This window comes from Micromonospora sp. NBRC 110037, from assembly GCF_001652995.1.
Classification (GTDB): domain Bacteria; phylum Actinomycetota; class Actinomycetes; order Mycobacteriales; family Micromonosporaceae; genus Micromonospora; species Micromonospora chalcea.
This window is the reverse complement of record NZ_BBVA01000002.1, coordinates 289186-316096: the sequence shown is the minus strand read 5'-3', so window position 1 is coordinate 316096 and position 26911 is coordinate 289186. Positions and strand designations below refer to the sequence as shown.

26 protein-coding genes are annotated in these 26911 nt (G+C 72.8%); 8 read left to right on the top strand and 18 right to left on the bottom strand.

Annotated features, from left to right (window positions below):
- Positions 1–155: 155 nt before the first annotated feature.
- Entirely contained in the window at positions 156–800 is a 645-nt protein-coding gene (locus A4R25_RS01455; RefSeq protein ID WP_030503276.1) for an HAD family hydrolase, read from the bottom strand.
- Between the two features lie 56 nt (positions 801–856).
- Positions 857–1702, bottom strand: a complete 846-nt coding sequence (locus A4R25_RS01450; RefSeq protein ID WP_064445319.1) for a carbon-nitrogen hydrolase family protein — start codon at positions 1700–1702, stop codon at positions 857–859.
- Between the two features lie 104 nt (positions 1703–1806).
- Here A4R25_RS01450 and A4R25_RS01445 point away from each other — a divergent pair, with 104 nt between their 5' ends.
- The 6 genes from A4R25_RS01445 to mug all read left to right on the top strand — a co-directional run bounded on the left by A4R25_RS01445 (position 1807) and on the right by mug (position 6100).
- Positions 1807–2379 carry a TetR/AcrR family transcriptional regulator gene (locus A4R25_RS01445; RefSeq protein WP_030503274.1) on the top strand — a complete coding sequence of 191 codons (573 nt, stop codon included), beginning with the start codon at positions 1807–1809 and terminating at the stop codon, positions 2377–2379.
- Positions 2380–2481: 102 nt separating this feature from the next.
- A complete protein-coding gene (locus A4R25_RS01440) occupies positions 2482–3384 on the top strand; it encodes a TIGR04222 domain-containing membrane protein (RefSeq protein WP_064445318.1) in 903 nt (300 codons plus the stop codon).
- Positions 3381–4199, top strand: coding sequence for a DUF692 domain-containing protein (locus A4R25_RS01435; protein WP_064446427.1), 819 nt, complete (start codon positions 3381–3383; stop codon positions 4197–4199). The genes A4R25_RS01440 and A4R25_RS01435 overlap by 4 nt, the downstream gene beginning before the upstream one ends.
- Complete coding sequence (locus tag A4R25_RS01430) at positions 4196–4642, top strand: hypothetical protein (protein WP_064445317.1); 447 nt, start codon at positions 4196–4198, stop codon at positions 4640–4642. Before A4R25_RS01435 ends, A4R25_RS01430 begins: the two co-directional genes overlap by 4 nt.
- Positions 4643–4674: 32 nt before the next feature.
- On the top strand, positions 4675–5436 hold the full coding sequence (locus tag A4R25_RS01425; RefSeq protein ID WP_064445316.1) for an SDR family oxidoreductase: 762 nt from the start codon (positions 4675–4677) through the stop codon (positions 5434–5436).
- Between the two features lie 43 nt (positions 5437–5479).
- The gene (gene mug, locus A4R25_RS01420; protein WP_064445315.1) at positions 5480–6100 is read left to right on the top strand and encodes a G/U mismatch-specific DNA glycosylase; all 621 of its coding nucleotides are present in this window, start codon (positions 5480–5482) and stop codon (positions 6098–6100) included.
- Between the two features lie 126 nt (positions 6101–6226).
- Here mug and A4R25_RS01415 read toward each other — a convergent pair whose 3' ends face one another.
- From A4R25_RS01415 to A4R25_RS01405, 3 genes are all read right to left on the bottom strand, one after another.
- Entirely contained in the window at positions 6227–8209 is a 1983-nt protein-coding gene (locus A4R25_RS01415) for an ABC transporter ATP-binding protein (protein WP_064445314.1), read from the bottom strand.
- 135 nt (positions 8210–8344) lie between these two features.
- A complete protein-coding gene (locus A4R25_RS01410; RefSeq protein ID WP_064445313.1) occupies positions 8345–9112 on the bottom strand; it encodes an enoyl-CoA hydratase/isomerase family protein in 768 nt (255 codons plus the stop codon).
- 46 nt (positions 9113–9158) lie between these two features.
- Positions 9159–9386, bottom strand: a complete 228-nt coding sequence (locus A4R25_RS01405; RefSeq protein WP_007072022.1) for a helix-turn-helix domain-containing protein — start codon at positions 9384–9386, stop codon at positions 9159–9161.
- A gap of 302 nt (positions 9387–9688) precedes the next feature.
- On the opposite strand from A4R25_RS01405, the gene A4R25_RS01400 reads away from it, so the two are divergent.
- Entirely contained in the window at positions 9689–10291 is a 603-nt protein-coding gene (locus tag A4R25_RS01400; protein ID WP_231915397.1) for a cadmium resistance transporter, read from the top strand.
- Between the two features lie 46 nt (positions 10292–10337).
- On the opposite strand, the gene A4R25_RS01395 is transcribed toward A4R25_RS01400, so the two are convergent.
- Positions 10338–11945, bottom strand: a complete 1608-nt coding sequence (locus tag A4R25_RS01395; RefSeq protein WP_064445312.1) for an ABC-F family ATP-binding cassette domain-containing protein — start codon at positions 11943–11945, stop codon at positions 10338–10340.
- A gap of 247 nt (positions 11946–12192) precedes the next feature.
- Between A4R25_RS01395 and A4R25_RS01390 the strand changes: the two genes are divergently transcribed.
- Complete coding sequence (locus A4R25_RS01390; protein ID WP_064446425.1) at positions 12193–13107, top strand: neutral zinc metallopeptidase; 915 nt, start codon at positions 12193–12195, stop codon at positions 13105–13107.
- A 69-nt stretch (positions 13108–13176) separates the two neighbouring features.
- Here the strand turns inward: A4R25_RS01390 and A4R25_RS01385 are convergent, their stop codons facing one another.
- The 12 genes from A4R25_RS01385 to A4R25_RS01330 form a co-directional block, all read right to left on the bottom strand.
- Positions 13177–14388 (bottom strand): hypothetical protein, encoded by a 1212-nt coding sequence (locus A4R25_RS01385; protein ID WP_064445311.1) that lies wholly within the window; start codon positions 14386–14388, stop codon positions 13177–13179.
- 165 nt (positions 14389–14553) lie between these two features.
- Positions 14554–15192: an acVLRF1 family peptidyl-tRNA hydrolase gene (locus tag A4R25_RS01380; protein ID WP_064445310.1), complete on the bottom strand. Its 639-nt coding sequence runs from the start codon at positions 15190–15192 to the stop codon at positions 14554–14556.
- Between the two features lie 85 nt (positions 15193–15277).
- Positions 15278–18970 (bottom strand): M12 family metallo-peptidase, encoded by a 3693-nt coding sequence (locus tag A4R25_RS01375; protein ID WP_231915396.1) that lies wholly within the window; start codon positions 18968–18970, stop codon positions 15278–15280.
- Between the two features lie 216 nt (positions 18971–19186).
- A complete protein-coding gene (locus A4R25_RS01370) occupies positions 19187–19840 on the bottom strand; it encodes a LysE/ArgO family amino acid transporter (protein ID WP_064445309.1) in 654 nt (217 codons plus the stop codon).
- Positions 19841–20261: 421 nt separating this feature from the next.
- Complete coding sequence (locus A4R25_RS01365) at positions 20262–20684, bottom strand: metal-sulfur cluster assembly factor (RefSeq protein WP_064446423.1); 423 nt, start codon at positions 20682–20684, stop codon at positions 20262–20264.
- 11 nt (positions 20685–20695) lie between these two features.
- Complete coding sequence (gene sufU / locus A4R25_RS01360) at positions 20696–21169, bottom strand: Fe-S cluster assembly sulfur transfer protein SufU (protein WP_064445308.1); 474 nt, start codon at positions 21167–21169, stop codon at positions 20696–20698.
- Entirely contained in the window at positions 21169–22473 is a 1305-nt protein-coding gene (locus A4R25_RS01355) for a cysteine desulfurase (protein ID WP_064445307.1), read from the bottom strand. Before A4R25_RS01355 ends, sufU begins: the two co-directional genes overlap by 1 nt.
- A 6-nt stretch (positions 22474–22479) precedes the next feature.
- Positions 22480–23253 (bottom strand): Fe-S cluster assembly ATPase SufC, encoded by a 774-nt coding sequence (gene sufC, locus A4R25_RS01350; RefSeq protein WP_064445306.1) that lies wholly within the window; start codon positions 23251–23253, stop codon positions 22480–22482.
- Complete coding sequence (locus tag A4R25_RS01345; protein WP_064445305.1) at positions 23253–23597, bottom strand: non-heme iron oxygenase ferredoxin subunit; 345 nt, start codon at positions 23595–23597, stop codon at positions 23253–23255. Before A4R25_RS01345 ends, sufC begins: the two co-directional genes overlap by 1 nt.
- Entirely contained in the window at positions 23597–24739 is a 1143-nt protein-coding gene (sufD, locus tag A4R25_RS01340; RefSeq protein WP_064445304.1) for a Fe-S cluster assembly protein SufD, read from the bottom strand. The genes A4R25_RS01345 and sufD overlap by 1 nt, the downstream gene beginning before the upstream one ends.
- A gap of 56 nt (positions 24740–24795) precedes the next feature.
- Positions 24796–26226, bottom strand: a complete 1431-nt coding sequence (gene sufB / locus A4R25_RS01335; RefSeq protein ID WP_013287447.1) for a Fe-S cluster assembly protein SufB — start codon at positions 26224–26226, stop codon at positions 24796–24798.
- On the bottom strand, positions 26223–26888 hold the full coding sequence (locus tag A4R25_RS01330; RefSeq protein WP_223201463.1) for a metalloregulator ArsR/SmtB family transcription factor: 666 nt from the start codon (positions 26886–26888) through the stop codon (positions 26223–26225). Before A4R25_RS01330 ends, sufB begins: the two co-directional genes overlap by 4 nt.
- Positions 26889–26911: the final 23 nt, after the last annotated feature.

Genomic DNA, 26911 nt, shown 5'->3' with positions numbered 1-26911 from the left:
ACGACCCTGCGAAAACGGCCATGACCGACCTCCTCTCCTCGACCGGGCACCCCCCGGCTGCGCACTCGCGCGGCACCATGCTCGTACGCGCCCCGGCGCGGGTCAACGGATTTCCGCACGGCGCCGCCGCGCTGCCTGCCGGCCCGCGCCGCCGGTCAGCCGGCCAGCACTGCGGCGACGGCCGCGATCAGCCCGTCCTCGATCCGGGTCGGCGCGAACCGGGGGTCCGACCAGCGGCGCCCCCGATGCAGCCAGACGCTGGGCAGGCCCACCGCGGTCGCGCCGCCGATGTCCGCCTCCGGGCTGTCGCCGACCACCCACGCACCACGCAACGGCATCCGGGCCCGCTGGGCGGCGAGCGCGAAGATCCTCGGGTTCGGCTTGCTGACGCCGGCCTCCTCCGAGATCACCCAGTCGGCGACGTAGCGGTCCAGGCCGGTCTTGCGGATCTTGGCGTCCTGCTGACGGGACGCTCCGTTGGTGACCACCACCGGCACCCAGCCGGCGTCGGCGGCGATCCGCAGCGCGCAGGCCACCAGCGGATCGAGCCGCATGTGCGCCACCACGCCGTCGTGCAGCTCGTCCACCAGGTCGATCGAGGGGATGCGCAGCGCGTACCGGTCGCGGATCGCGTCCGCGACGTCCCACCGGTTGGTCAGCCCGTCGGCGTCCACCGACACCAGCCAGTCGAGGTCGGCGGGCGGCGCGCCGATGCCCGCCAGGAAGCGTTCTCCCCAGACACGGAACGGCCCGTCGCGGTCCAGCAGGGTGTTGTCCAGATCGAGCAGGAGCAACGGCACTTGGGCACCCTACGGGAACGCTCGGAGCACCGACAGGGCCCCGGGCCCAGCCACGGTCAGGCGACGAGCGCCGTACGGGCCGCGCCGGCGTCCACCGGCCGGTCGAGCAGCATGGTGTGCGCCGCGCGGGTGGCCGCCAGCGCGTCCGGGGCCAGCGTCGCCACCAGCACGTCCTCGCCGGTGTCGGCGCCCCGCGCCAGCGGCCGGCCCTCCGGGTCGTACACCGCCGCGCCGCCGTTGAACCGCCAGGGGTCCGCGCCGCCGACCGCGTTGGCGAACACGACGTACATCGTGTTGTCCAGCGCCCGGGCGGCGTAGTAGAGGTCGCGGCGGTGCGCCGAGCCGGCCAGGTAGCCGCTCGGGCAGAGGTACCCGTGCGCGCCGTCCCCGGCCGCCGCCCGCGCGTGCTCCGGGAAGCAGCCGTCGTAGCAGACGCCCAGGCCCAGCCGCCACGTGTCGACTTCGAGCGTGGCGCCCCGGCGGCCGGCGTCGAACAGCTCGCGCTCGCCGCTCCAGAGCTGCTGCTTGTCGTACGCGGCGGTGACCGTGCCGGCCGGGTCGACGACGAGCGAGGAGATGGTGCGCCGCCGGTCGGGGTGGCGGACGGCGGCGCCGATCACCACTGCCGCGCCCGCGTCGGCGGCGGCGGTCCGCAGCGGGTCCAGCCGGGGGTCGGCGACCCGGCCGTCGGCGTCGGCGGCCACGTCGGTGCCCTCCGGGTCGGCGCCCAGCGTCGGCGGGTGGTACGCCGGCAGGAACAGCTCGGGCAGCACCACGACCCGGGCGCCCTCGGCCCGGGCGACGAGGCGGGCGGCGGCGCGGGCGTTGCCGGCGACGTCACCGGGGACGGGCTGGGCCTGGACGGCGGCGACGGTGAGCGGGCGCGCGGGAAGGGCGGTCACACGCCGATCCTAACCATCGGACGCGGCCGGATGATCTTCCGAATCCGCATCTCAAGCCGTACGTACGGTTTGCATCACGCGGTTCCACCTGCGACGATCCGTTCGTGCCCAGAGTAAGTCAGGACCAGCTCGACGCGCGCCGGCAGGAGATCCTCGCGGCGGCGCGGGCGTGTTTCGCCCGGCACGGCTACGAGGGCGCCACAGTGCGGCGGCTGGAGGAGGCCACCGGCCTGTCCCGGGGTGCGATCTTCCACCACTTCCGGGACAAGGACTCCCTGTTCCTCGCCGTCGCCGAGGACGACGCCGCCGCCATGGTGGAGACGGTCGCCCGCAACGGCCTGGTGCAGGTCATGCGCGACCTGCTGGCCCGGGCGGTCTCGCCCGACACGACCGGCTGGCTCGGCAGCCAGCTGGAGGTCTCGCGCCGGCTGCGTACCGACCCGGCCTTCGCCAAGCGCTGGGCGGAGCGTTCCGAAGCCATCGCCGCGGCGACCCGGGAGCGCCTGGTACGCCAGCGCGAGGCCGGCGTGCTGCGCGACGACGTCCCGATCGACGTGCTGGCCCAGTTCCTGGAGCTGGCCTACGACGGCTTGGTGCTGCACCTGGCGATGGGCCGCCCGGCCGGCGACCTGGCCCGGGTGCTCGACCTGGTCGAGGAGGCAGTGCGCCGGCACTGAGCCCGCCGGTCTCGGTCCGGTAACTGCGCCGCTCCAGGAGATCGACTCTGGCGCGCCTGCTCCACAATGAGCCGCGACCCCTCCTCGCGACAGGAGCAGACGATGACCCCCTCCGACACCTGGGGCATCCCCGGCCCCGTATTCCTGCGCTGGTACCTCCTGCTCGCCGTAGTCCTGGTCATCGGCGCGATCGTGTACCGGCGTCGGATGCTGGCCGGCACGCCGGTGACCGATCACGGCGCGCTGGGTCCGCAGCAGGTCGCCTACCTCAACGGCGGCGACCAGCTCGCCGTCTGGGCCACGCTCGGCGCGCTGCGCCACGCGGGCGCGGTCGGCGTACGACCCGACCGGCGGCTCACCACCGGCGGTCCGCTGCCGGCCGGGGCCACCCCGCTGGACCAGGCGGTCCACCACGCGGCGAGCCGCGGCCTGCGGACCCGGGACCTGGCCGCCGACGAGTGGGTGCGGCGCGCGCTCGACGAGCTGCGCGACGGCCTGGTACGCCGGGGCCTGGCCCTGGACCAGGAGCGGCGCCGGACGCTGCGGCGCGGCGCGCTGCTGATCGGCTTCCTGCTGGCAATTGGCGTCGTGCGTGCGATCTCCGGCCTGCTCAACGACCGGCCCACCGGCTGGCTGCTGCTCAGCCTGTTCCCGCTCGGCCTCGCGTTTGTGCTGCTCAACCGCGTGCCCTGGCGTACCCGGGCGGCCACCGCCGCGCTGAACGACATGCGCCGCCGGCACGCCTGGCTGCGACCGGCCGCCTCCCCCGCGTACGCCACGTACGGCGCGACGGACGTGGCGCTGGGCGTGGCGCTGTTCGGCACCGCCACGCTCTGGACCATGGATCCGGGCTTCGCCGAGCAGGCCGAGATCCAGCGGCAGGCGATGGGCAACGTCGGCGGCGCGAGCTCCGGCACCTCCTGTGGAGGCGGCGCCTCCACGTGCGGCGGTGGCAGCTCCTGCGGCGGAGGCGGTGGCTGCGGCGGAGGCGGGTGCGGCGGATGAGCGGCCCGTCCGGCGTCGGCATCGGCTGGCGTCCCGAGATCGCCCGTTTCGTGGCCGGGCTGCCGGGGCTGCGCTTCGTCGAGGTGGTCGCGGAGGCGGTCGCACCGGCCGGGCCGCTCCCGGACGGGCTCGCCGAGCTGCGCGGACGCGGCGTCGATGTCGTACCCCACGGGGTGCGGCTGTCCCTCGGCGGCGCGGAACCGGTCGATCCGGCCCGGGTGGCGCACCTGGCCGCGGTGGCCGCGGCCCTGGACGCGCCGCTGGTGAGTGAGCACATCGCGTTCGTGCGGGCCGGCGGTCTGGAGGCCGGTCACCTGCTGCCGCTGCCGCGCAGCCGCGAGGCGGTCGCCGCGGTGGTGGCGAACGTGCGGCGGACGCAGGCGGAGCTGCCGGTGCCGCTGGCCCTGGAGCCGATCGCCGCGCTCTTCGACTGGCCCGACGACGAGCTGGACGAGGCGGACTTCCTCACCGAGATCCTCGACGCCACCGGCGCGCTGCTGCTGCTCGACGTCGCGAACGTGCACGCCAACGCCCGCAACCGGGGCGGCGAGCCGACCGCGCTGCTGGACCGGCTGCCGCTGGAACGCATCGCCTACGCGCACGTCGCGGGCGGCGCCGAACACGGCGGCTTCTACCACGACACGCACACCGACCCGGTGCCCGCCGCCGTGCTGGACCTGGTCCGCGAGCTGTGCCGGCGGCGCCGGCCGCCCGCGTTGCTGCTGGAACGCGACGGGCACTACCCGCCCGCCGCCGAGCTGCGCGCGGAGCTGGACGCGCTCGCCGCCGCCTCCGGCCACCCGGCGGTCACGTGAGCGGCGACCTGGCGGCCCGGCAGGCCGAGCTGGTCGCCGCGCTCGTCGCCGGTGGACCGCTGCCGCCCGGCTTCGCACCGGCCCCGGTCGAGGCGGCCCGCCGGGCGCTGCTGCGCAAGCGGGCCGCGGACGTGGCCCGGCACTGGCCGCTGCTCGCCGCCGGCCTCGGCGCGCACTGGCCGGCGACGTTCACCACGTGGGCGGACGGACGCCCCTCGAACGGCTCCCTGCGCGACGGCTGGGACCTGGCCCGCGAGCTGCGCGACCGGGGCACGCTGCCGCCGCTGGGCGCGGAGGAGCTGGCCGCACGCGAGGCCGCGAGCCGCTACGACGGCCACCGCCCGCCCCGGCCCCGCCGGATGCCGGCCGTCGCCCGGGCCGGCGGCGCCGTCGCGGCCCAGTTCGCCGGCCGGGTACGCCTGCTGCGGCCCGCCCCGCGCTGACACGCGCCCCCGGGTACGGCAGGATCGGGCGTATGGATCTCGGACTCGCCGACCGGGTGTACGTGCTGACCGGCGCCTCCGGCGGCCTCGGCTTCGCCACCGCCGAACAACTCGTCGCCGACGGCGCCCGGGTGGTCATCTCCGCGCGTACCCCGGAACGGGTGGCCGCCGCGATCGAGGCGCTCGGCGACCCGCAGCGGGCGATCGGGCTGACCGCCGACCTCGCCGACCCCGCCACCCCGGACCGGCTCGTCGCCGCCGCCCGCGAACACTTCGGCCGCCTCGACGGCGCGCTGATCTCGGTCGGCGGCCCGCCGCCCGGCACCGCCGCCACCGTCACCGACGAGCAGTGGCGCGAGTCGTTCGAGACCGTCTTCCTGGGCAGCGTCCGGCTCGCCCGCACGGTGGCCGGCGCGCTCACCGACGGCGGCGCGATCGGGCTGGTGCTGTCCACCTCGGTACGCGGACCGCTGGCCGGCCTCGGCATCTCCAACGGGCTGCGACCGGGCCTGGCCGGCGTGGCCAAGGACATGGCCGACGAGTTCGGCCCGCGCGGCGTCCGCGTGGTCAGCCTGCTACCCGGGCGGATCATGACCGACCGCAACCGGGAGCTGCTGGCCGGCTCCGGCGATCCCGAGCGCGCCCGCGCCCAGGCGGAGGCGGCGATCCCGCTCGGGCGAATCGGCGACCCGGCGGAGTTCGGCCGGGTGGCGGCGTTCCTGCTCTCCCCCGCCGCCGGGTACGTCACCGGGGTGACCGTCCCGGTCGACGGCGGCGCGCTGCGCGGGCTGTGACAGTGGCCGCTGTGGTGGGCCGGGCGCCCGGGGCGGTGGGCCGGTGAGCGACCGACGGCGCCCGGGCGGTGGGCGGCCCGAGGCGGCCCCGGGGCCGGGCACGCCCGCCCGGCGGCACCCACGCCCCAGCCGCGAGCAGCTCGCGGCGGCGGCCGACCGGCTGCTGCCGGACGTCATCGCGCCCGGCCTGGACGTGCTCTTCGTCGGCATCAACCCCGGTCTGTGGTCGGCGGCGACCGGCTGGCACTTCGCCCGTCCGGGCAACCGGTTCTGGCCCGCCCTGCACCGGGGCGGGTTCACCCCGCGTCTGCTGCACCCCAGCGAGCAGGACCTGCTGCCCGCACTCGGCCTCGGGATCACCAACATGGTGGCCCGCGCCAGTGCCCGCGCCGACGAGCTGACCGCCGCCGAACTGGTCGACGGCGCGGCGACGCTCACCGCGAAGGTCGAGCGGTACCGGCCGCGCTGGGTGGCGGTGGTCGGCGTGACCGCGTACCGGATCGGGTTCACCCGGCCGAAGGCCGGCTTCGGGCCGCAGCCCGAGACGCTCGGGCCGGCCCGGCTGTGGGTGCTGCCCAACCCGAGCGGCCTGAACGCCCACTTCACCCCGGAGACGCTCGGCGCCGCGTTCGCCGAGCTGCGTGCCGCGGTCGCCGCGGGTTAGAGCCCCGGTCGCCGCGAGCTAGGGCTGCGGCCGTCCGGGTCGCCACGGCCCGGCCGCTGGGTGCCCGTCCACCCGGTCGGCGCCGATCCACGCCCGTCGGCGCCGGGATTGAGGCCTCGCGGGCCGCTAGTTGGCTGCCGCCGGAGGCATGGCCTCGTGGGCGACGTAGGTGCCCATCGGCACAGTGGTCACCACCGGCTCCGGCTGCTCCGCCTCGGCATGAGGCGCGGGCGAGTCGGTGACCGCGAACTGGGTGCGGTACAGCTCGGCGTACAGGCCGCCGACGGCCACCAGCTCGTCGTGCCGGCCGCGCTCCACGATCCGCCCCTCGTCGAGCACGAGGATCTGGTCCGCGTCGCGCACCGTCGAGAGCCGGTGCGCGATCACCAGCGCGGTACGGCCGGTCAGCGCCACCGACAGCGCCCGCTGCACCGCTGCCTCGCTCTCCGAGTCCAGGTGGGCGGTGGCCTCGTCCAGGATCACTATCGACGGGGCCTTGAGCAGCAACCGGGCGATGGCGATGCGCTGCTTCTCGCCGCCGGAGAAGCGGTAGCCGCGCTCGCCGACCGTCGTGTCGAGCCCGTCCGGCAGCGCCCGGACCAGGTCGGCCACCTGCGCGCCGGCCAGGGCGGCCCAGATCTCGTCGTCGGTGGCGTCGGGCTTGGCGTACCGCAGGTTCTCGCGGATGGTCTCGTGGAACAGATGCGAGTCCTGGGTGACCACGCCGATCTCGTCGCGCAGCGAGGCGAGCGTCGCGTCCCGCACGTCGACGCCGCCGACCAGCACCTGGCCCTCGCTGACGTCGTAGATCCGGGAGATCAGCATGGACAGCGTCGACTTGCCGGCGCCGGAGGGGCCGACCAGGGCCACCATCTGCCCGGGCTCGACGGCGAACGAGACGCCCTTGAGCACCGGCTCGTTCACCGTACGGTCGAGGGTCGAGACCTCTTCCAGCGACGCGAGCGACACCTCGGCGGCGCTCGGGTAGCGGAAGCGCACGTCGCGGAACTCGACCCGGCCGCTGCCGCGCGGCACCGGCACCGCGTCGGGCTTCTCCGCGATGCCCGGACGCAGGTCGAGCACCTCGAAGACGCGGTCGAACGACACGAGCGCGCTCATCACGTCGACCCGGACGTTGGAGAGTGCGGTGAGCGGGCCGTAGAGGCGGGTCAGCAGCAGCGCCAGCTTGACGACGGTGCCGGCGCTGACCGCACCGGTGACCGCCAGCCAGCCGCCCACCCCGTAGGTGAGCGCCTGGGCCAGCGACGCGACGAGCAGCATCGCCACGAAGAACGTCCGCGAGTACATCGCGGACTGGATGCCGATGTCGCGCACCCGCTCGGCCCGGCGGGCAAACCGGTCGGCCTCGACCTCCGGCGCGCCGAACAGCTTGACCAGCAGCGCTCCGGCCACGCCGAACCGCTCGGTCATGGTCGCGTTCATCTTCGCGTCGAGGTTGTACGACTCGCGGGTGATCTCGGCCAGGCGCCGGCCCACCCGGCGGGCCGGGATGATGAAGATCGGCAGCAGCACCAACGCCAGCACGGTGATCTGCCAGGACAGCACGAGCATCGCGCCGGCGGTGAGCACGAGCTGGATGACGTTGCTGACCACTCCGGACAGCGTCGAGGTGAACGCCCGCTGCGCGCCGAGCACGTCGTTGTTGAGCCGGCTCACCAGCGCGCCGGTCTGCGTGCGGGTGAAGAACTGCAGCGGCATCCGCTGGACGTGGTCGTAGACCCGGGTGCGCAGGTCGAGGATGATGCCCTCGCCGATGCGGGCCGAATACCACCGCTGGACCAGGGAGAACAGGGCATCGGCCACGGCGAGCGCGGCGATGATCAGGGCGAGCCGGACCACAGTCGTGCGGGCGTCCGGACCGCCGCCGGCGATCGCGTCGATGACGTCGCCGGCGAGCAGCGGCGTGGCCACGCCGATCACCGCGGCGATGATCACGGTGATCAGGAAGACGACGATGTCACGCCGGTAGGGCCGGGCGAACGCGACGATCCGCCGGGCCGTGCCGCGCTTGAGCTCGTGGGCGGAGACCTCGTCCCGGTTGCGCAGCGACCGGAGCATGCTCCAGCCGCCCATGCCGCCGCCGGCCATCGGGTGGGACACTCGTCACCTCCAGGTCGTCAGGCAGCATGAATCGTCGGAGTCCATTCTCCAGACGCCTGTGACAACCTCGCGAGTAACTCAGATCTTCCCGAACGGTCCTTACGAAATCGCGCTCCGGGCCGGTTACTCGCCCTGGCCGGCCAGGTCCCGGATACGCCGGGTCTGCGCCTCCCGCTCGGCGCGCTGCTGCTCGGCGTGCGTACGGTCGGCCGCACCCGCCAGGAGCGCCTTGATCTCGACGATCGCGTCCCGGTTGTTGGCGAGGAGCCCGGCCGACAGGTCACGCACCGCGGCGTCCAGCTCGTCGTTCGGCACCACGAGCGTGGCCAGGCCGATCCGGTCCGCCTCGGTGGCGTCCATCCGGCGGCCGGTGGCGCAGATCTCCAGGGCGCGCGAATAGCCGACCAGCTCGACCAGGCGGCGCGTGCCGGCCAGATCGGGCACCAGGCCGAGTGTCACCTCGGCCATCGAGAGCCTGGCGTCGGCGGCGAGCACACGCATGTCGCAGGCGAGCGCGAGCTGGAAGCCGGCGCCGATGGCGTGGCCCTGCACCGCGGCGATCGACACCACGTCCGGCCGGTGCAGCCAGGTGAAGCCGCCCTGGTACTCGGCGATCCGGTCGGCGCACTCCGCCTCCGGGAGCGCGGCCAGCTCGGCGAAGGAGCCCGGCCCGGTCGCACCGGCGACCGCCAGGTCCAGGCCCGCGGAGAAGGCGCGCCCCTCGCCGCGTACGACGACGACGCGGACGTCGCCGGGCAGGTCGCGGGAGAAGTCGCTCATCGCCCGCCACATCGCCGGGGTCTGGGCGTTGAGCACGTCGGGCCGGCACAACGTCACCGTCGCAACCGGCCCGTCGCAGTCGAAGCGCACTCCAGTCGTCTCGGCGGTCACCGGACGCCCCGGAACACTGCGCTGATGGACGACGCTGGGCGGCGGGTCACGCCTTCTTCCGGCGCCGGGCGCCGCCGCGCTGCCGCAGCTGCACGCCGGATTCGGTGAGCACACGGTGGATGAACCCGTAGGAACGGCCGGTAGAGGCCGCCAGAGCACGGATGCTCTCACCCCCGGTGTACCGCTTTACCAGGTCTTTGGCGAGCGTCTGACGCTCGGCCCCGACGATCCGGCGACCCTTCTCAGTGCTGGTGGCTGTGCCGGTGGCTGCCATGCTGATCCCTCACGTCCCAGACTGTGCGGTTCGGATACGGTCCCACCTATTAGACCGCCTCGGACGATCATGCGCCAGATATCAACTATTCGCCAACCGACACGCTACGCAATGTCAGCTTCCCGATAGAGTGATCCTTCCGACCGGCTGATCCGTACCGCCCCGCCGGACGAGCGCATCCTCCCCCATGATCGACACCACCTCCCCGAAGTGGCTGCGTCACCGCGCTCCGGACACCTCCACTTCGGCGAACTGGTGTGGATCATGCGATGGCCGGCGCGGCGGGCCGTATCGTGCGCGGGGTGATTGACGTGATCACGGCCGCGGCGGGTGCCGCCGGTGTCTTCGCCGCCACCAATCTCGACGACATCGTCGTGCTCACGGTGCTGTTCGTGGCCCTCCGGCACACCGGACGCCCCCGGCCCTGGCAGATCGTCGCCGGCCAGTACGCGGGCATCGGCGCGCTCGTCGCGGTCGCGGTGGTGGCCGCCGCCGGGCTGCTCGTGATGCCGGACCCGTGGCCCGGCCTGCTCGGCCTGCTGCCGGTCGCGCTCGGCGTACGCGCGCTGATGTCCCGTGGCGACGACGACGAGCCGCCGGCGGTGGTCGGCAGCCTGCTCGGCGTCGCCGGGGTGACCGTGGCGAACGGAGCCGACAACATCGCCGTCTACGTGCCGGTGTTCCGCTCCCTCGACCCGGCCACCGGCCTGGTCTGGCTGCTGGTGTTCGCGCTACTGGTGGCCGTGTGGTGCGCGGTCGCCGCCGCGCTCGGCGGGCACCCCCGGGTGGTGGCCCTGGTCGGCCGCGCCGGCCACTGGCTGGTGCCGGTGATCTTCATAGTCATCGGCGCGACCATCCTGCTCACCTCCGGCGTCCTCCCCCACCTGGCCGATCTCCTGACCTGACCGACCCGACCCGCCCCGACCCGGCCCACGGGGAAAAGAGGGCGGGTCAGGCCAGCTCGACCAGCTCCAGCAGGTCGTCGGACCAGGCGTCCTCGTCGCCGTCGGGCAGCAGGATGGCGCGGTCCGGCTTGAGCGCGCTGACCGCGCCCGGGTCGTGCGTGACCAGCACGATCGCGCCCGGGTAGCGGGCGATCGCGTCGAGCACCTGCTCACGACTGACCGGGTCGAGGTTGTTCGTCGGCTCGTCCAGCAGCAGCACGTTGGCGCCGGAGCAGACCAGCGTGGCCAGCGCCAGCCGGGTCTTCTCGCCGCCGGAGAGCACGCCGGCCGGCTTGTCCACGTCCTCGCCGGAGAAGAGGAACGCGCCGAGGATCTTGCGCAGGTCGGTGTCGGTCTGGTCGGACGCGGCGCTGCGCATGTGCTCCAGGATCGTCCGGTCCACGTCGAGCGTCTCGTGCTCCTGGGCGTAGTAGCCCAGCCGCAGCCCGTGCCCGGGGCGTACCTCGCCGGTGTCCGGCTCCAGCAGCCCGCCGAGCATCCGCAGCAGCGTGGTCTTGCCGGCGCCGTTGAGGCCGAGGATGGCCACCCGGGAACCCCGGTCCACCGCCACGTTGACGTCGGTGAAGATCTCCAGCGACCCGTACGACTTGGACAGGCCGGTGGCGGTCAGCGGCGTCTTGCCGCACGGGGCGGGGCTCGGGAACCGTACCTTGGCGACCTTGTCCGCGACGCGGACCTCGTCCAGGCCGGAGAGCAGGCGCTCGGCGCGCCGGGCCATGTTCTGGGCGGCGACGGTCTTGGTGGCCTTGGCCCGCATCTTGTCCGCCTGCGCCATCAGCGCGCCGGCCTTCTTCTCGGCGTTTGCGCGCTCCCGGCGGCGGCGCCGCTCGTCGGTCTCCCGCGCCTCCAGGTACGCCTTCCAGCCCAGGTTGTACGTGTCGACCACGGACCGGGTGGCGTCCAGGAACCAGACCTTGTTGACCACCGCCTCCAGCAGCGAGGCGTCGTGGGAGATCACGATCAGGCCGCCCTTGTGGTTGGCGAGGAAGCCGCGCAGCCAGGTGATCGAGTCGGCGTCGAGGTGGTTCGTGGGCTCGTCGAGCAGCAGGATGCCGCCGCCGTTCTCGCCGGCGTCGCGGAACAGGATCCGGGCCAGCTCGATGCGGCGGCGCTGACCGCCGGAGAGCGTGCCGATGGTCTGCGCCAGGGCGCGGTCGGGCAGGCCGAGGTTGGCGCAGATGCGGGCGGCCTCGGCTTCGGCCGCGTAGCCGCCGAGCGAGGCGAACTGGTCCTCCAGCGCGCCGTAGCGGCGGACCAGCCGCTCGTCGTCGGCGCCTTCGGCGAGCTTGTTCTCCAGCTCCTTCATCTGCGCCATGAGCACGTCCAGACCGCGGGCGGAGAGCACCCGGTCCCGTCCGGTGACGTCCAGGTCGCCGGTGCGCGGGTCCTGCGGCAGGTAGCCGATGGCGCTGCGCCGGTCGATCTGGCCGCCGTACGGCTGTCCCTCGCCGGCGAGCACCTTGAGCGTGGTGGTCTTGCCGGCGCCGTTGCGCCCGACCAGGCCGATCCGGTCCCCCGGCTGCACCCGCAGGGTGGTGTCGGACAGCAGGATCCGGGAACCGGCGCGCAGTTCCAGGCCGGTGGCAGTGATCATCTCGGAGTACTCGCTCTCGGGTCCGGAAGGGCTGACTCAGGGCACGCGAAAGCGCCGGCGGGTGGTGTTTTCCCGTCGGCGCGGGGCGGTTCAGCCTTCGCAGCGCAGCACGGGGGCAAGTGTACCGGTCCCCGCGGGCCCCCTCCGCCGGATTACCGTGCAAGATCATCGGGTACGAAATCCGCCGTCCGGACCCGGTCCGGTACCGCAACCATCACAAACGGACACATCGGTGATCGGGGTCAACATGGAGCTGAACGAGAACGCGCGGGTCGACACCAGCCAGGTGGACGACCGGCGAGGGTCCGGCGGAGGCGGCGGGATGGGCATTCCGATCCCGATCGGCGGCGGCCGGGGCGGGATCGTGGGCATCATCATCGCCGTGCTCGTCGCCCTGGTGGGCGGCGGCTTCGGCCTCAACGCCGCCACCAACGGCGGCGGCTCCGAGCAGGGCGACAACACCTCGCTGGAGCAGAAGTGCTCGGCGCAGGACGCGCTGGAGCAGCTCGACTGCCGCAACACCCTCTACGTCAACTCGATCCAGGCGTACTGGCGTACCGCGATGCCGGAGGCGTTCGGCGAGCAGTACAAGCCGTCGAAGACGGTGTTCTTCAGCCAGAACGTCAGCACCGCCTGCGGCGCCGCCGACTCCGGCGTGGGCCCGTTCTACTGCCCGGCCGACGACCAGGTCTACATCGACCTCACGTTCTACCGGCTGCTGGCCGACCAGCTCGGCGCCAAGGGCGAGTTCGCCCAGCCGTACGTGCTGGCCCACGAGTACGGCCACCACGTGCAGGACCTGCTCGGCACCGAGGCGCAGATGCGCCGCCAGCAGGAGCGTGACCCGCAGAGCGCGAACGCGCTGTCGGTGAAGCTGGAGCTGCAGGCCGACTGCTACGCCGGCGCGTGGGCGAAGAACGCCACCGGCACCGCCGACGACCGCGGGCAGAAGATCTTCAAGAGCATCACCGAGGAGGACATCTCCCAGGCCATCGACGCCGCCGAGAAGATCGGCGACGACGCGATCCAGGAGCGTTCCGGCCGCCCGGTGAACCCGGACGAGTTCACCCACGGCAGCTCGGAGCAGCGCAAGCAGTGGTTCACCAAGGGCTTCACCACCGGTGACCCGAAGTCCTGCGACACCTTCGGCGCCGGGACCTGATCCCCGCTCGGCGCATCGGCCCGCACCGCCACGGACGGCGGTGCGGGCCGATGTCGTTTCCGGGGCCGGTCAGGCCGGCAGTGTCACCTGAGCCGGAGTGGACCGGTTGACAGTCGTCCCGTCACCGAGCTGGCCTCCGCTGTTGTCGCCCCAGCACCACAGGCCGGCGTCGGTACGGATCGCGCAGCCGTGGTCGGTGACCGCGAGCCCGCCGGTCCAGCTGGTGGCGGTGCCGACCTGCGCGGGCGCGGACCGGTGGGTGGTGCTGCCGTCGCCCACCTGGCCGGCCGAGTTCTTGCCCCAGCACCACAGGCTGCCGTCGGTACGCGACGCGCAGGACGTGTCGCTGCTCGCGGCGATCCGGTTCCACGTGGTGGCGGTGCCGATCTGCACCGGCGCGGTCCGGTACGAGCCGCTCACGCCGAGCTGGCCGTATCCGTTCTCACCCCAGCACCACAGCCCGCCGGCGCGGACCCCGCAGGTGTGCGCGTACCCGGCCGCGACGCCGGTCCACCCGGTCGCGGTGCCGACCTGCGCGGGCGCGGTCTGCGGCGTCAGGTTGCCGAGCCCGAGCTGGCCGTCCGAGCTGGCCCCCCAGCACCAGAGCGTGCCGCCGGTCCGGATACCGCAGGTGTGCCCGTAGCCGGTCGAGACGCTCACCCAGTCGGTGGCCGTGCCGACCTGCAGCGGGGTGTTCGCGACGTACGGCGAGGCGCCGACGCCCAGCTGGGTGGTCCGGTTGAAGCCCCAGCACCAGAGCGTGCCGTCGGTGCGTATCGCGCAGGTGTGCTGGGGGCCGGCGTCGACCCGGGCCCAGGTGGTCGCGGTGCCGACCTGCACCGGGGCGCTGCGGCTGGTGGTGCTCCCGTCGCCGAGCTGGCCCCGGAAGTTCGAGCCCCAGCACCACAGCGTCCCGTCCGTGCGGACCGCGCAGGTGTGCCCGGAGCCGGCGTCGACGTTGGTCCAGGTGGCGGTGCCGACCCGCGTCGGGGCGCTGCGGTTCGTGGTGGTCCCGTCGCCGAGCTGACCGCCGTAGTTCGAGCCCCAGCACCACAGTCCCCCGTCGGTGCTGATCGCGCACGTGTGCGCGCCGCCCGCGGTGACGCTGCTGACGGTGGGCGCGGCGAGCGCGGCGCGCTGCGCCGGGCCCGCGTTCGCCGTACCGGCGGTGAGTGTGGCGGTGAGCACGAGGCTTCCGGCGCTCATTGCCGCCGCCGCGACGAGGAGTCTCGTCGCACGGCGCCACCGGGCTCGCAGCCGGCCGTCCTGATATCCGCTCATGAAGTTGTTGTCTCCCAACGATGTCGGCGCGTGATGGCGGAGGCGAAGCTGCCCCTGCGGGTCGCCCGGAGACCCGCCGCTTCGTGACACCGACGATAGGCATCGAGTCGATTCGATGCACCATCGAGGAGCGGGATTGCGCCGTCTTGAGGTGATCTTTCCTGTTCAGCGGACCAGGATGTGGACCGCCCGGGCGGCCGCGACGGCGGCCACCAGCACCGCGTGCCGGGGCTCCGGCACGTCGAGCAGGCGCGGCGCGCGCAGCGCCGCCAGCGGGGCCAGCCGTCGGTCGGTCAGCACCGTGTCCACCGCGCGCCGGTCGCCGCCGCACACCAGCGTCGACAGCGTTCCGGCCTCCGGCAACAGCAGGCGTACGGCCAGCTCGGCCGCGTCGCCCAGGGCCGCCTTCGCCTGGTTGTCGCGCCGCCTGGCGAACCGCTGCTGGGACCAGCCGCCCGCCGCGGTACGCCCCTGCACGTACCTGGTGTCCACCTTGGAGACCACCAGGTCGGCGCCGTCGGCGACGCCGACCGCGACAGCGCCCTTGCGGGCCAGCAGCAGACCGAGCCGGCGGGCCGCGGTGGCGGAGGCGACGAATCCGGGTACGTCCGCCGACGCGCTCGCCCCGGGCGGGGTGTGCAGCTCGGCGGTGGCGTCGTCCGGGGCGGTGAGGAGGAGCCCGTACTCCTGGACTGTGGTCGTGGGCGGGCCGTGCCGGTCGGTGAAACCCTCGACCCAGCGGGCGACGCGGCCGGGGTCGACCTCGACCCACCGGCCGCCGCCGGCGGCGGGTCGGCTGCTCATGGCCCGACGGTACGGCATCGCCGGACCCGGGAACGCAGCGCGGGAGGACACCGTGACCGGTGCCCTCCCGCGTCTACCGGGTGGATCAGTGGACGGTGAGGTTGCCGCCCTTCAGCGTGACCTCGGCGGTGCCGCCGCCCGTCCAGTCGGACGAGAACAGCAGCGCGCCGCCCTTCCACAGCGTGACCCCGACGGTGTCGTTCCTGCCGGGGGCGCCCCGGTCGGTCACCGTGACGGCCAGGGTCAGGCCGGAGGCCACCAGCTTGCCCTTGTTGTCGTACAGGGCGGCCTGGTAGCGCACCTGGGCGACCTTGCCCGCCGAGGTGACGCCGAGCGCGTCGACGGTGCCGGCCTTGATCGTGTACGCCTTCCCGCCGGAGCGGAACTCGATCTCGGCCTTGCCGGTGGCGGGCTTGTTCGCCTTGCCCGGCTTCGCGTTCAGCTCCACCTCGACGGTGGAGTTCACGTCGGCCGGGTAGGTGCCCGCCGAGCGGGTGGCGGTCAGGTGACCGCCACCGGTGAGGAACCCGCCGTCGGAGACGGCGACTGTGACCTGCGCGGTGGTGCTGCCCGTGTAGTTGCCGCCCACTGTCGCGGTGACGGTGTGCGTGCCCTTCGGCAGCGTGGCCTCGCACGCCGCGGACGCGCTCGTGGTGGCCGTGCCCAGCAGGGCCGGCACTGCGGCGCAGAGCGTCACGCCGTCCTTCGTGAAGGTGACGGTGGCGGTCCGGATGTCACCGGCTGTGGTGTCCGTCGCGCCGGGCAGCACCGAGCTGTCCCGGAGCACGGCCCGCAGCAGGGCCTTGCCGGAGGCGCCGCCGGTCGCGGTGTTCACCAGCGTGTCACCGGCCCAGCTGACCGCCGCGTCCTCGGCGGTGACCGTGATGGTGAACGAGGTGCTGCCGGTCAGCCCGGAGCCGTCGGAGACGGTCACCGTGACCGGATAGGCACCCGGGGCCGCCGTGGTGGTGCCGGCGACCGTCCAGGTACGCGAGCCCGGCCGGGCGTCGGCCGCGGAGGTGCTCGTGACGGCCAGGGACAGGCCGGCGGGCAGCCCGGTGGCGGCGGCGGTCAGGTCCGCGCCCGTGGTGTCGCCGTCGGTGGCGGTGACCGTGACGGCAGGCGAGAGCGCGTCGCTGTACTGGACGCTCACGCCGTCCGGGGCGGTGCTGGTGACGGCCGGGGCGGACCGGATCGTGAAGTCGGCGTCGTTGACGTCGAAGAAGACGTTCCCGACCGCCTCGATCTTGATCCGGGCCTTCCCGGTCGCCACGTTCGGCAGCGTCACCGTCGCCGAGCCGGTGTTGGCGGTCTGCTCCGCCAGCACGTACGGGAAGGTCAGCCCGCCGTCGGCGGACAGCGAGATCTTCACCTGCGCGGCGTTCACCGGCGCCACGTCGGTGCCGGCCACGTCCCACGTCACGGTCTGGGTCGAGCCGCCGTCCAGGACGGCGGCGGCGCCCTGCGAGGTCACCAGGAACGGACCCGCGTCCGGCGCCAGCACCACGGCGACGTCGCCGCTGCCGACGCCGCCGCCACCCAGCCGCCCGTCCCGGGCGGTGAGCTTGAAGTGCAGGGTCCGGTCACCCGCGATGCCGACCCAGTCGCGGGTGGGCAGGAACTCGGAGTAGCAGTCGACCAGCTCGGCCGGCACGTTCGACGCGCCACCGGTGGCCGGCGGCGCCGGGGCAGCCGGGCAGGCGCCGGTGACCGCGTTGGTGTTGCCGGCCAGGATCTGCCGCATGTCCGGGAACACCCGGGTCGAGTCGGTGGTGACCGCGTTCAGCCCCGGCGAGTAGTACTTCAGCGTGTCCGTCGGCGACACGATCGCCGCCTCGCCGAACACCCGGAACAGCGGACCGTTGACCTTCGTGTTGTTCGTCAGCGCGGTGCCGGTCGTGGCGCCCCTGTCGTTCTGCTCCCACAGGTACGTGACGGTGTCGCCGTCGGCGTCGGTGGCGCTGCCGGTCAGCGCGAACGGCGTACGCACCGGGATGGTGACGGTCTCCGGGACGGTGACCACCGGGGCGTGGTTGGTGGTCTCCTCGACCAGCCAGCCGCCGTTGTCGATGGCGCCGCCCTTGGCCGTCTCACCGACGAAACCGGACGCGCCGGAGGCGTTCGTCAGCTCCAGCGACGCCACGTTGGTGGTGGCCAGCGTGCCGCCGAAGGTCATCTGGAAGCCGTTGTCGTTGAGCGTGCCGCTGCCACCGAACGCGGCCACGGTGACCGTCGCGCCGGCCGGCCAGCCGGCGATGCCCTCGATGGCCGCCTTGATGCCCGCGGTGGTGTAGTTGACGCCCCGCGTGATCGGCGCCGAGTCGCTGCCCGCGTAGCTGATGGTGAACGAGTCACCGTCGGCGTCGAACCCGTACAGCGAGACGTTCTGCACCTCGTTGATGGCCGGGCGGTTCGACGTGACGTAGTTGGTGATCTCGGTGTAGCTGCGGTGCGACCAGTACGGGTCGCTGTGCGGCTGGAGGTTGTCCTGCTGGCAGATGCCCGCGTACGCCATGATCGACGAACCGCTGCCCGGCTCGTACGAGTTGGCCGCGCTGCGGTTGCCGCCCGAGCAGTTGTACTGGGTGCCGTTGAAGGTGTGGTTGCCGGCGAACTGGTGACCCATCTCGTGCGAGACGTAGTCGACCGCGTAGAAGTCGCCGACCGGTGTCGGCAGGCCGGTGCAGCCCTGCGCCTTGCCGTTGCCGCCGATCACGCCGAGGCTGGCCACGCCGCCGCCGTTGACGCCCAGGCCGACGTGGCCCACGTCGTAGTTGCTCGCGCCTACCAGCTGGCCGAGCACGATCCGGTTACGGCTGAGCGTGCCACTGCCGCAGGAGGTGAGCTGCGCCGGCGTGAAGCATGCCGCCGCGCCGCACGGGCCGTTCGGCTCGGTGGCCAGGGCCGGCGTGTTCAGGTTGGTCTTGTCGGTGTCGTTGATCAGCACGAGCCGGATCGCCGTCTCGTCCTCGTAGATCTGGGTGACCCGGTTCATCAGCGTCACCTTCGCGGCGGTGACGTTCTCCGCGCCGAAGTAGGTGGCGTACGACGGGTCGGTCACCAGCGCCACCCGGTAGGTGCGCAGCTTCACCAGCGGCCCGGCCGGGACCTCCGCCTCGGCGATCTCCTCGGCCAGGGCGTGCGCCTCCTGCGTGACGTCCGCACGCTCGACGAACTCGCCCTCCGGGTGCTCCAGGTCGCGGGCGAAGTAGCTCGCGTACAGGCTCTGGTCACGCTGGTAGTACGGGTCGATGTACCAGTTGCCCTTGGCCGACCGGACCGAGGCGTGGAACCCGAGCGGGGTGAGGTCCGCGCGGATGGTCGCGGCCGGGTCGTCCAGGCCCTTGCCGGCGTACGTGGTGATCTCCGGGTGCCTCGCGGCCAGACCGGCCTCCATGACCGGCGAGTCGACCAGCTCGAAGCGCTGGAAACTGCCGTCCGGAGCGGGCAGCGACACCACCTGCTTCGCCACCCGGGCCACCGCGACGCGCTTCTCGGCCGGCGCCTTGTCCAGCAGGCCCTTCATGGTGCCGCGGTCCAGCTTGTACGCGGTCAGCCGCTTGGCCTTGATCGCGGCCTGGCGGCCCGCCTTGGTGGCCGCCGGCTTGCCGTCCACCTTCTGCCACGGCCCGTGGACGCCGGGTGCGGCGGAGGCGGGCGCGGGCGCCGCGAGAACGGGAAGCGTCGCCGCGGCCAGCGCGGCGACGAGGAGGGCAGCGGTCCGTCCGCGCCGGGCGGGTTGCCGGTCGCGCGGCGGACGCCACAGGGTGATCCTCAAGTCTTCTCCCTGCTGGGTCTGGTGTGGATCGACGCACGACCGGTGGGGATGACCGGATGTACGTGAACGGTCCACGGATTGTTCCGTGACCCTAGGACCACTCGCGACTCCGAACATCAGCCGCGAAGATGATGCGGTTGCGTCCGGACGATGCTCCGGGTCGTCCCGGCTCCCGGAATCCGATCGATGCCGTCGGGCCGCGGCCGTCCCCTTCGGTCAGACGCCGAGCAGTGTGGCGACCGCGAGGGCGGCGATGATGACACTGGACAGCAGCGCGGTGACCCGCCGCCCACGGGGACCGGTGAGGGCCCGGCCGATCAGCGAGCCGCCGCCGGCGATCAGCAGCTGCCAGCTGGCCGAGGCGAGGAACACCCCGGCCGTGAAGGCGATCGCACCTGCCCCGCCGGAGCCGAGCACGTCGCCCCGGCCGAGGACGAGCGCCACGAAGTAGACGACGGTGGCCGGGTTAAGCAGGGTCAGCGCGAGGACCGCGGCGAACGCCCGCACCGGCGTGTCCAGGCCACCCCGCGGACTCGGCTCCTGCGCCGGGGCGGGTGAGTTCGGCTCCTGCGCCGGGGCGGGTGGGCGCATCGCGCGCCAGGCGGTGAGGCAGGCGAGGGCCAGCAGCACCCCCGCGGCGATCAGCCGCAGCGGACCCGCGAACGGCGCGAGGCCACTCGCCACCGCTGCCCCGCCCAGCGCCGCGACGGCCGCGTACATCCCGTCGGCGGTGGCCACGCCGAGCGCCGCCGCCGAACCGACCCGGAACGAGGTACGCGCGCTGAGCCCGAGAATGAGGATCGCGATCGCGCCGACCGGGATGGCGACGCCGTAGCCGGCGACCAGGCCGGCCAGGAACGCCCCGGTCACGACGAGGGATGGCGGGTCGAGGCGGCCGGGGGCAGGATGCGCTGTCGGCGCGCGGCGGTGGCCGCACGGACAGGAGCCTGCTTCGGGTACGCCTCGATCACCCGCTCATCCTGCCCCCTGGTTCCCCCACCCCGGAACCGGTTTTCCCGCGCCTCGGTTGGACTGAAGATCTTGGTACGAATCTGCCCCCGCAGGGGCCCCCGCAGGGGCGATCTCGTACCAAGATCTCGCTGTTCGGGGCACTAACGCCCGTGGCAGTGCCGCCGGGTCACCTTGATCGACACCACTTCGCCGATGTGGCGGCATCAAAGCCACTCCGACCACACCACATCGGCGTAACGGTGTCGATCATGCCGAGAGAACACCGCGGGCGCGGCACCCCTCAAGGGTGCCGCGCCCGTGGCGGTGACCGGGAGAACTGTCAGACGTTGAAGCCGAGCGAGCGCAGCTGGTCGCGCCCCTCGTCGGTGATCTTGTCGGGGCCCCACGGCGGCAGCCAGACCCAGTTGATCCGGATGTCGTTCACCAGGCCGCCACCGGGACCGGTAGTCAGCGCCTGCCGGGCCTGGTCCTCGATCACGTCGGTCAGCGGGCAGGCCGCCGAGGTCAGCGTCATGTCCAGGGTGGCCACGTTGTCGTCGTCGACGTGGACGCCGTACACCAGGCCCAGGTCGACCACGTTGATGCCCAGCTCGGGGTCGACGACGTCCTTCATCGCCTCTTCGATGTCGCCGATAGCGGCCTTGCCGCCGGCCGGCGCCGCCGCGCCCGCGGCCGCGCCGCCGGCAACAGCACCGTTGACGGCCGCGCCGTCCGTCGCCACCGCGCCAGCCTCGGGGGTCATGTTCTCGTCGCTCATGCCTTCACCTCCGGGCTCACGCCCACCCCGGCGCGTGCCGCGGCGTCCTTGAACGCCATCCACGACAACAGCGCGCACTTCACCCGGGCCGGGTAGCGCGCGACACCCGCGAACGCCACCCCGTCTCCGAGCACGTCCTCGTCCGGCGTGACCTGGCCCCGCCCGGACATCAACTGCACGAACGCCTCGTGCACCACCGCGGCGTCGCTCGCGGCCCTGCCGCGCAGCAGCTCGTGCAGGATGCTCGCCGACGCCTGGCTGATCGAGCAGCCCATCCCGTCGTACGAGATGTCGGTGAACACCGTGCCGTCGGTCGCCACCCGTACGGTGATCTCGTCGCCGCAGGTCGGGTTGACGTGGTGCGCCTCGCCGACCCGGGCGGCCGGGTCCGCCGCGTCCCGCAGGCCGCGGCCGTGCGGGTGCTTGTAGTGGTCCAGGATGATCTCCTGGTAGAGGGATTCGAGCTGCATCACTGGAACACCTTCCGCACCCGCTCCAGACCCGCCACCAGGGCGTCGATCTCCGCGGTGGTGGTGTAGAGGTAGAACGACGCCCGCGTCGTGGCCGGCACCCCGAACCGGGTGCACACCGGCCGGGCGCAGTGGTGGCCCACCCGCACCTGCACGCCGAGCGAGTCGAGCACCTGCCCGACGTCGTGCGGGTGCACGTCACCGAGCGCGAACGAGATCGTCCCGCCCCGGCCCACCGGCACCGTCGGGCCGAAGATCCGCAGGCCGGGCACGGTGGCGAGGGCGTCCAGCGCGTACGCCGTCAGCTCCTTCTCGTGCCACTGGATGGCCGGCATGCCGATCGCGGTGAGGTAGTCCACCGCGGCGCCGAGCGCGACCGCCTCGGCGATCGGCGGGGTGCCCGCCTCGAACCGGGCCGGCGGCGCGGCGAACGTCGAGCCGCCCATGGTCACCGTCTCGATCATCGAGCCGCCGCCCATCACCGGGGGCATCGCGGCGAGCAGCTCGCCCCGGCCCCAGAGCACGCCGATGCCGGTCGGGCCGCACATCTTGTGCCCGGTGAAGACGATGAAGTCGGCGTCGTGGTCGACCACGTCCATCGGCAGGTGCGGCACCGACTGCGAGCAGTCGAGCAGCAGCAGCGCGCCGACCTCGCGGACCCGCGCGGTGATCCGCGAGGTGGCGTTGACGGTGCCGAGGATGTTCGACATGTGCACCAGCGAGACGATCTTCGTCCGCTCGGTGACCAGGTCGTCCAGGCCGGACTCGTCGAGCCGGCCCTGGTCGGTGACCGGGAACCAGCGCAGCGTCGCGCCGGTGCGCTCCGCGAGCAGCTGCCACGGGACGATGTTCGAGTGGTGCTCCATCTCGGAGATCACGATCTCGTCGCCGGGGCCCAGCCGGAACCGGGGGTCGCCGTCCGCGCGCAGCGAGGCGTTGGAGAAGGCGTACGCCACGATGTTGATCGCCTCGGTGGAGTTCTTGGTGAACACCACCTCGTCCACGCTCGGCGCGTTGATGAACGCGGCGATCTTCGCCCGCGCGCCCTCGTACGCCTCGGTGGCCTCGGTGCCCAGCGTGTGCACCGAGCGCGACACGTTGGCGTTGTGCAGCGCGTAGTGCTCGGCGAGCACGTCGAGCACCTGCCGCGGCTTGTGCGAGGTGTTGGCGCTGTCCAGGTAGACCAGCGGGTGGCCGTTGACCTCCCGGTCGAGGATCGGGAAGTCGGCCCGCACCTTCGCCACGTCGAAGCGCGGCACGTCGTCGTACTGCGGCATGCCCGCCGGGATGGCCATCGAGGTCATGGCAGGTCAGGCCCGTGCCGCGCCGGCTCCGGCGACGTAGCGCTCGTAGCCCTCTTCCTCGAGCTTGTCGGCCAGCTCCCGGCCGCCCTGCTCGACGATCCGGCCGGCCACGAAGACGTGCACGAAGTCGGGCTTGATGTAACGCAGGATGCGCGTGTAGTGGGTGATCAGCAGCAGGCCGGTGTCACCGGTGTCGCGTACCCGGTTCACGCCCTCGCTGACCACGCGCAGCGCGTCCACGTCCAGGCCGGAGTCGGTCTCGTCGAGGATCGCCATCTTCGGCTTGAGCAGCTCCAGCTGCACGATCTCGTGCCGCTTCTTCTCGCCGCCGGAGAAGCCCTCGTTGACGTTGCGCTGGGCGAACGCCGGGTCCATCTGGAGGCGCTCCATGGCGCCGCGCAGCTCGCCGCCCCAGGTGCGCAGCTTCGGCGCCTCACCGTCGATGGCGGTCTTGGCGGTACGCAGGAAGTTGGCCACCGACACGCCGGGGACCTCGACCGGGTACTGCATGGCCAGGAAGAGACCGGCGCGGGCCCGCTCGTCGACGGACATGGACAGCACGTCCTCGCCGTCGAGGGTCACCTCGCCGCCGGTGATCTCGTACTTCGGGTGACCGGCGATCGAGTACGCCAGCGTCGACTTGCCGGAGCCGTTCGGGCCCATGATGGCGTGCGTCTCGCCGGAGCGCACGGTCAGGTCGACCCCGTGCAGGATCGGCTTGAGCTCACCCTCGGGCAGCTTGACCGACACCTTCAGGTCGCGGATCTCCAGGGTGCTCATCAGCGGGTCACTCCATTGCTCGGCAGCGGACGGCCGTCGCCGTCCACGGAAAGGTAGATGTCGCCGTCGCGGACTTCGACGGAATAGACGGGTACGGGTTCGGTCGCGGGCAGCCCGGTGGGCTCACCGGTACGCAGGTCGAAACGGGATCCGTGCAGCCAGCATTCCAGCGTGCAGCCCTCGACCTCGCCCTCGGACAGCGCCACGGCGGCGTGCGAGCACTCGTCGTGCACCGCGTAGAACACGTCGTCCTCGCCGTGCACGATCGCGACCTGCACGCCGTCCACGTCGGCGCTGATCGCGGTGCCCTTCGGCACGTCCTCGGTGGAGCAGATCTTGAGCATCAGGCGCCGGCCTTCGCCAGCCGGGCCTCGATGGCGTCACCGAGGCGCTCGCGCAGGTCCTCGACCGGGATCTTGTTGATCAGCTCGGCGAAGAAGCCGCGCACCACCAGGCGCCGCGCCTCGGCCTCCGGGATGCCCCGGGCCATCAGGTAGAACAGCTGCTCGTCGTCGAACCGGCCGGTCGCGCTGGCGTGCCCGGCGCCGGCGATCTCGCCGGTCTCGATCTCCAGGTTGGGTACGGAGTCGGCCCGCGCGCCGTCGGTGAGCAGCAGGTTCCGGTTGATCTCGTACGTGTCGGTGCCGGTGGCCTCGGCGCGGATCAGCACGTCGCCGACCCAGACCGTGTGCGCGTCGTCGCCCTGCAGCGCGCCCCGGTAGCCGACGTTGCTGCGGCAGTCCGGCACGGTGTGGTCGACCAGCTGCCGGTGCTCCAGGTGCTGGCCGGAGTCGGCGAAGTAGACGCCGTACAGCTCGGCCTCGCCGCCGCGCTGGGTGTACTCCACCGACGTGTACTGCCGGACCAGGTCGCCGCCGAGGCTGACCTGCACGTGCAGGATCCGGGCGTCGCGGCCCAGCCGCACCTTCAGGTGCTGCGCCTGCACCGCGTCGTCGGCCCAGTCGGCGACGGTGACCAGGGTCAGCTTCGCCCCGTCGCCCACCGACACCTCGACGTTGTCGGCCAGCGTGGCCGAGCCGACGTGCTCGATCACCACGGTGGCCTCGGCGAACCGGTCCACCTCGACGAACGTGTGGCCGAAGGCGAGCGCCTCGGCGTTCTCGCCGACCACCCGCAGGCGCACCGGCGCCTCCACCACCGCGTCGCGGGCGACCCGCACCAGCAGCGCGCGGTCGGCCCCGCCGTACGCGAGCGCGCTGACCCGGTCGAACGGGGTGAGCACGCTGCCCACCCGGGGGTCGTCCCGGCCGATCCGGTCGACGGTGACGCCCTCGGGCAGGTCACCGTACTCGTGCCGGACCGCGCCGGTCGCGCCCTGCACCGACCCGGTCAGGCCGCGCAGGCGCTTGAGCGGGGTGAAGCGCCACTCCTCCTCCAGGCCGGTCAGGGCCGGGAAGTCGGCGACGTCGTACGAGCGGAGCGCCTGCGACTTGGTCGTGGGCGGCGCGGAAGCCTGGGTAGTCATCTCTTCCTTGTGTTCTGCGACGAGGTGTCAGGTGAGGCGGAGGACGGGGGCCGGCGTCAGCCGACCGCACCCTCCATCTGCAGCTCGATCAGGCGGTTGAGCTCCAGCGCGTACTCCATCGGAAGCTCCTTGGCGATCGGCTCGATGAAGCCGCGCACGATCATCGCCATCGCCTCGTCCTCGCTCAGGCCCCGGCTCATCAGGTAGAAGAGCTGGTCCTCGCTGACCTTGGAGACGGTCGCCTCGTGCCCCATCGACACGTCGTCCTCGCGGATGTCGACGTACGGGTAGGTGTCGGAGCGGGAGATCGTGTCGACCAGGAGCGCGTCGCACTTGACCGTGCTCTTGCTGCTGGTCGAGCCCTCCAGCACCTGCACCAGACCGCGGTACGAGGTGCGGCCGCCGCCCCGGGCAATCGACTTCGACACGATGGTCGAGGAGGTGTGCGGCGCGGCGTGCACCATCTTGGCGCCGGCGTCCTGGTGCTGGCCCTCGCCGGCCATGGCCACCGAGAGCACCTCGCCCTTGGCGTGCTCGCCGGTCATGTAGACCGCCGGGTACTTCATGGTGACCTTGGAGCCGATGTTGCCGTCGACCCACTCCATGGTCGCGCCCTCGTGGCACACGGCACGCTTGGTGACCAGGTTGTAGACGTTGTTCGACCAGTTCTGGATGGTCGTGTACCGGCACCGGGCGTTCTTCTTGACGATGATCTCCACGACCGCGCTGTGCAGCGAGTCGGAGGAGTAGATGGGCGCGGTGCAACCCTCGACGTAGTGCACGTACGCGCCCTCGTCGACGATGATCAGCGTCCGCTCGAACTGGCCCATGTTCTCCGTGTTGATCCGGAAGTAGGCCTGCAGCGGGATGTCCACGTGCACGCCCTTCGGCACGTAGATGAACGAGCCACCGGACCAGACGGAGGTGTTCAGCGCGGCGAACTTGTTGTCGCCGACCGGGATGACCGTGCCGAAGTACTCCTTGAACAGGTCCTCGTGCTCCTTGAGCGCGGTGTCGGTGTCCAGGAAGACGACGCCCTGCTCCTCCAGGTCCTCACGGATCTGGTGGTAGACCACCTCGGACTCGTACTGCGCCGCGACACCGGCGACCAGGCGCTGCTTCTCCGCCTCCGGGATGCCGAGCTTGTCGTAGGTGTTCTTGATGTCCTCGGGCAGGTCCTCCCAGGAGGTGGCCTGCTTCTCGGTGGACCGCACGAAGTACTTGATGTTGTCGAAGTCGATCCCGGTGAGGTCGGCGCCCCAGTTCGGCATCGGCTTGCGGCCGAACAGCCGCAGGCCCTTGAGCCGCAGGTCGAGCATCCAGGCCGGCTCGTTCTTCTTGGCCGAGATGTCCCGCACCACCGCCTCGCTGAGGCCGCGCTGGGCGGACGCCCCGGCGACGTCGGGGTCGGCCCAGCCGTACTCGTAACGACCGAGGGCCGCGAGCTGCTCCTCCTGGGTCAGGGGCTGAACGATCTGCTCGGTCATCTATCTGTCCTCACAGTGGTGACGGTGGAACCGGACTGGGCGGGAATGTGCGTGGTGCACACGCCGTCGCCGTGCGCGATGGTGGCCAGGCGCTGTACGTGGGTGCCGACCAGACGGGAGATGACCTCGGTCTCGGCCTCGCACAGCTGAGGGAACTCGGCGGCCACGTGCGCCACCGGGCAGTGGTGCTGGCAGAGCTGGCCGCCGGAGGCGATCGTGGACGCGTTGGCAGCGTAACCCTCGGCGGTGAGCGCCCCGGCGAGCGCCTCGGCCCGCGCGAGCGGCGCGTCTCCCGCGTCCTCCATGGCCGCCCGGCAGCGGGTCTCCAGCGCGGAGACCTGCTCGGCCGCGAACGCCGCGACCGCCTCGGCGCCGCCGGTGCGGGCGATCCACCGCAGCGCGGCGGTGGCCATGTTGTCGTAGTGGTGGGTGCCGCAGCGGCCCCGGGCCGCCTCGGTGAGCGCGAAGACCTTGGCCGGTCGGCCCCGCCCCCGGCTGCCGCGCACGACCTGGTCGCGGGCGACCACGTCGCCGTCGGCGAGCATGGCGTCGAGGTGCCGGCGGATCGCGGCCGGGCTGAGGCCGAGCGCCGAGCCGAGCTGCGCTGCGGTGGTGGCGCCCCGCTCCAGCAGGAGCTGGGTGACCCGGTCACGGGTCGACAGGTCGGCCGGAGCGGACTCCCGCT

Coding starts and splice junctions, on each gene's coding strand:
- A4R25_RS01440 (WP_064445318.1), top strand. CDS start 2,482: ATGACCCCCTCCGACACCTGGGGCATCCCCGGCCCCGTATTCCTGCGC.
- A4R25_RS01435 (WP_064446427.1), top strand. CDS start 3,381: ATGAGCGGCCCGTCCGGCGTCGGCATCGGCTGGCGTCCCGAGATCGCC.
- A4R25_RS01425 (WP_064445316.1), top strand. CDS start 4,675: ATGGATCTCGGACTCGCCGACCGGGTGTACGTGCTGACCGGCGCCTCC.
- A4R25_RS01415 (WP_064445314.1), bottom strand. CDS start 8,209: ATGGCCGGCGGCGGCATGGGCGGCTGGAGCATGCTCCGGTCGCTGCGC.
- A4R25_RS01405 (WP_007072022.1), bottom strand. CDS start 9,386: ATGGCAGCCACCGGCACAGCCACCAGCACTGAGAAGGGTCGCCGGATC.
- A4R25_RS01395 (WP_064445312.1), bottom strand. CDS start 11,945: ATGATCACTGCCACCGGCCTGGAACTGCGCGCCGGTTCCCGGATCCTG.
- A4R25_RS01390 (WP_064446425.1), top strand. CDS start 12,193: ATGGAGCTGAACGAGAACGCGCGGGTCGACACCAGCCAGGTGGACGAC.
- A4R25_RS01385 (WP_064445311.1), bottom strand. CDS start 14,388: ATGAGCGGATATCAGGACGGCCGGCTGCGAGCCCGGTGGCGCCGTGCG.
- A4R25_RS01380 (WP_064445310.1), bottom strand. CDS start 15,192: ATGAGCAGCCGACCCGCCGCCGGCGGCGGCCGGTGGGTCGAGGTCGAC.
- A4R25_RS01365 (WP_064446423.1), bottom strand. CDS start 20,684: ATGACCCCCGAGGCTGGCGCGGTGGCGACGGACGGCGCGGCCGTCAAC.
- sufU (WP_064445308.1), bottom strand. CDS start 21,169: ATGCAGCTCGAATCCCTCTACCAGGAGATCATCCTGGACCACTACAAG.
- A4R25_RS01355 (WP_064445307.1), bottom strand. CDS start 22,473: ATGACCTCGATGGCCATCCCGGCGGGCATGCCGCAGTACGACGACGTG.
- sufC (WP_064445306.1), bottom strand. CDS start 23,253: ATGAGCACCCTGGAGATCCGCGACCTGAAGGTGTCGGTCAAGCTGCCC.
- A4R25_RS01345 (WP_064445305.1), bottom strand. CDS start 23,597: ATGCTCAAGATCTGCTCCACCGAGGACGTGCCGAAGGGCACCGCGATC.
- sufD (WP_064445304.1), bottom strand. CDS start 24,739: ATGACTACCCAGGCTTCCGCGCCGCCCACGACCAAGTCGCAGGCGCTC.
- sufB (WP_013287447.1), bottom strand. CDS start 26,226: ATGACCGAGCAGATCGTTCAGCCCCTGACCCAGGAGGAGCAGCTCGCG.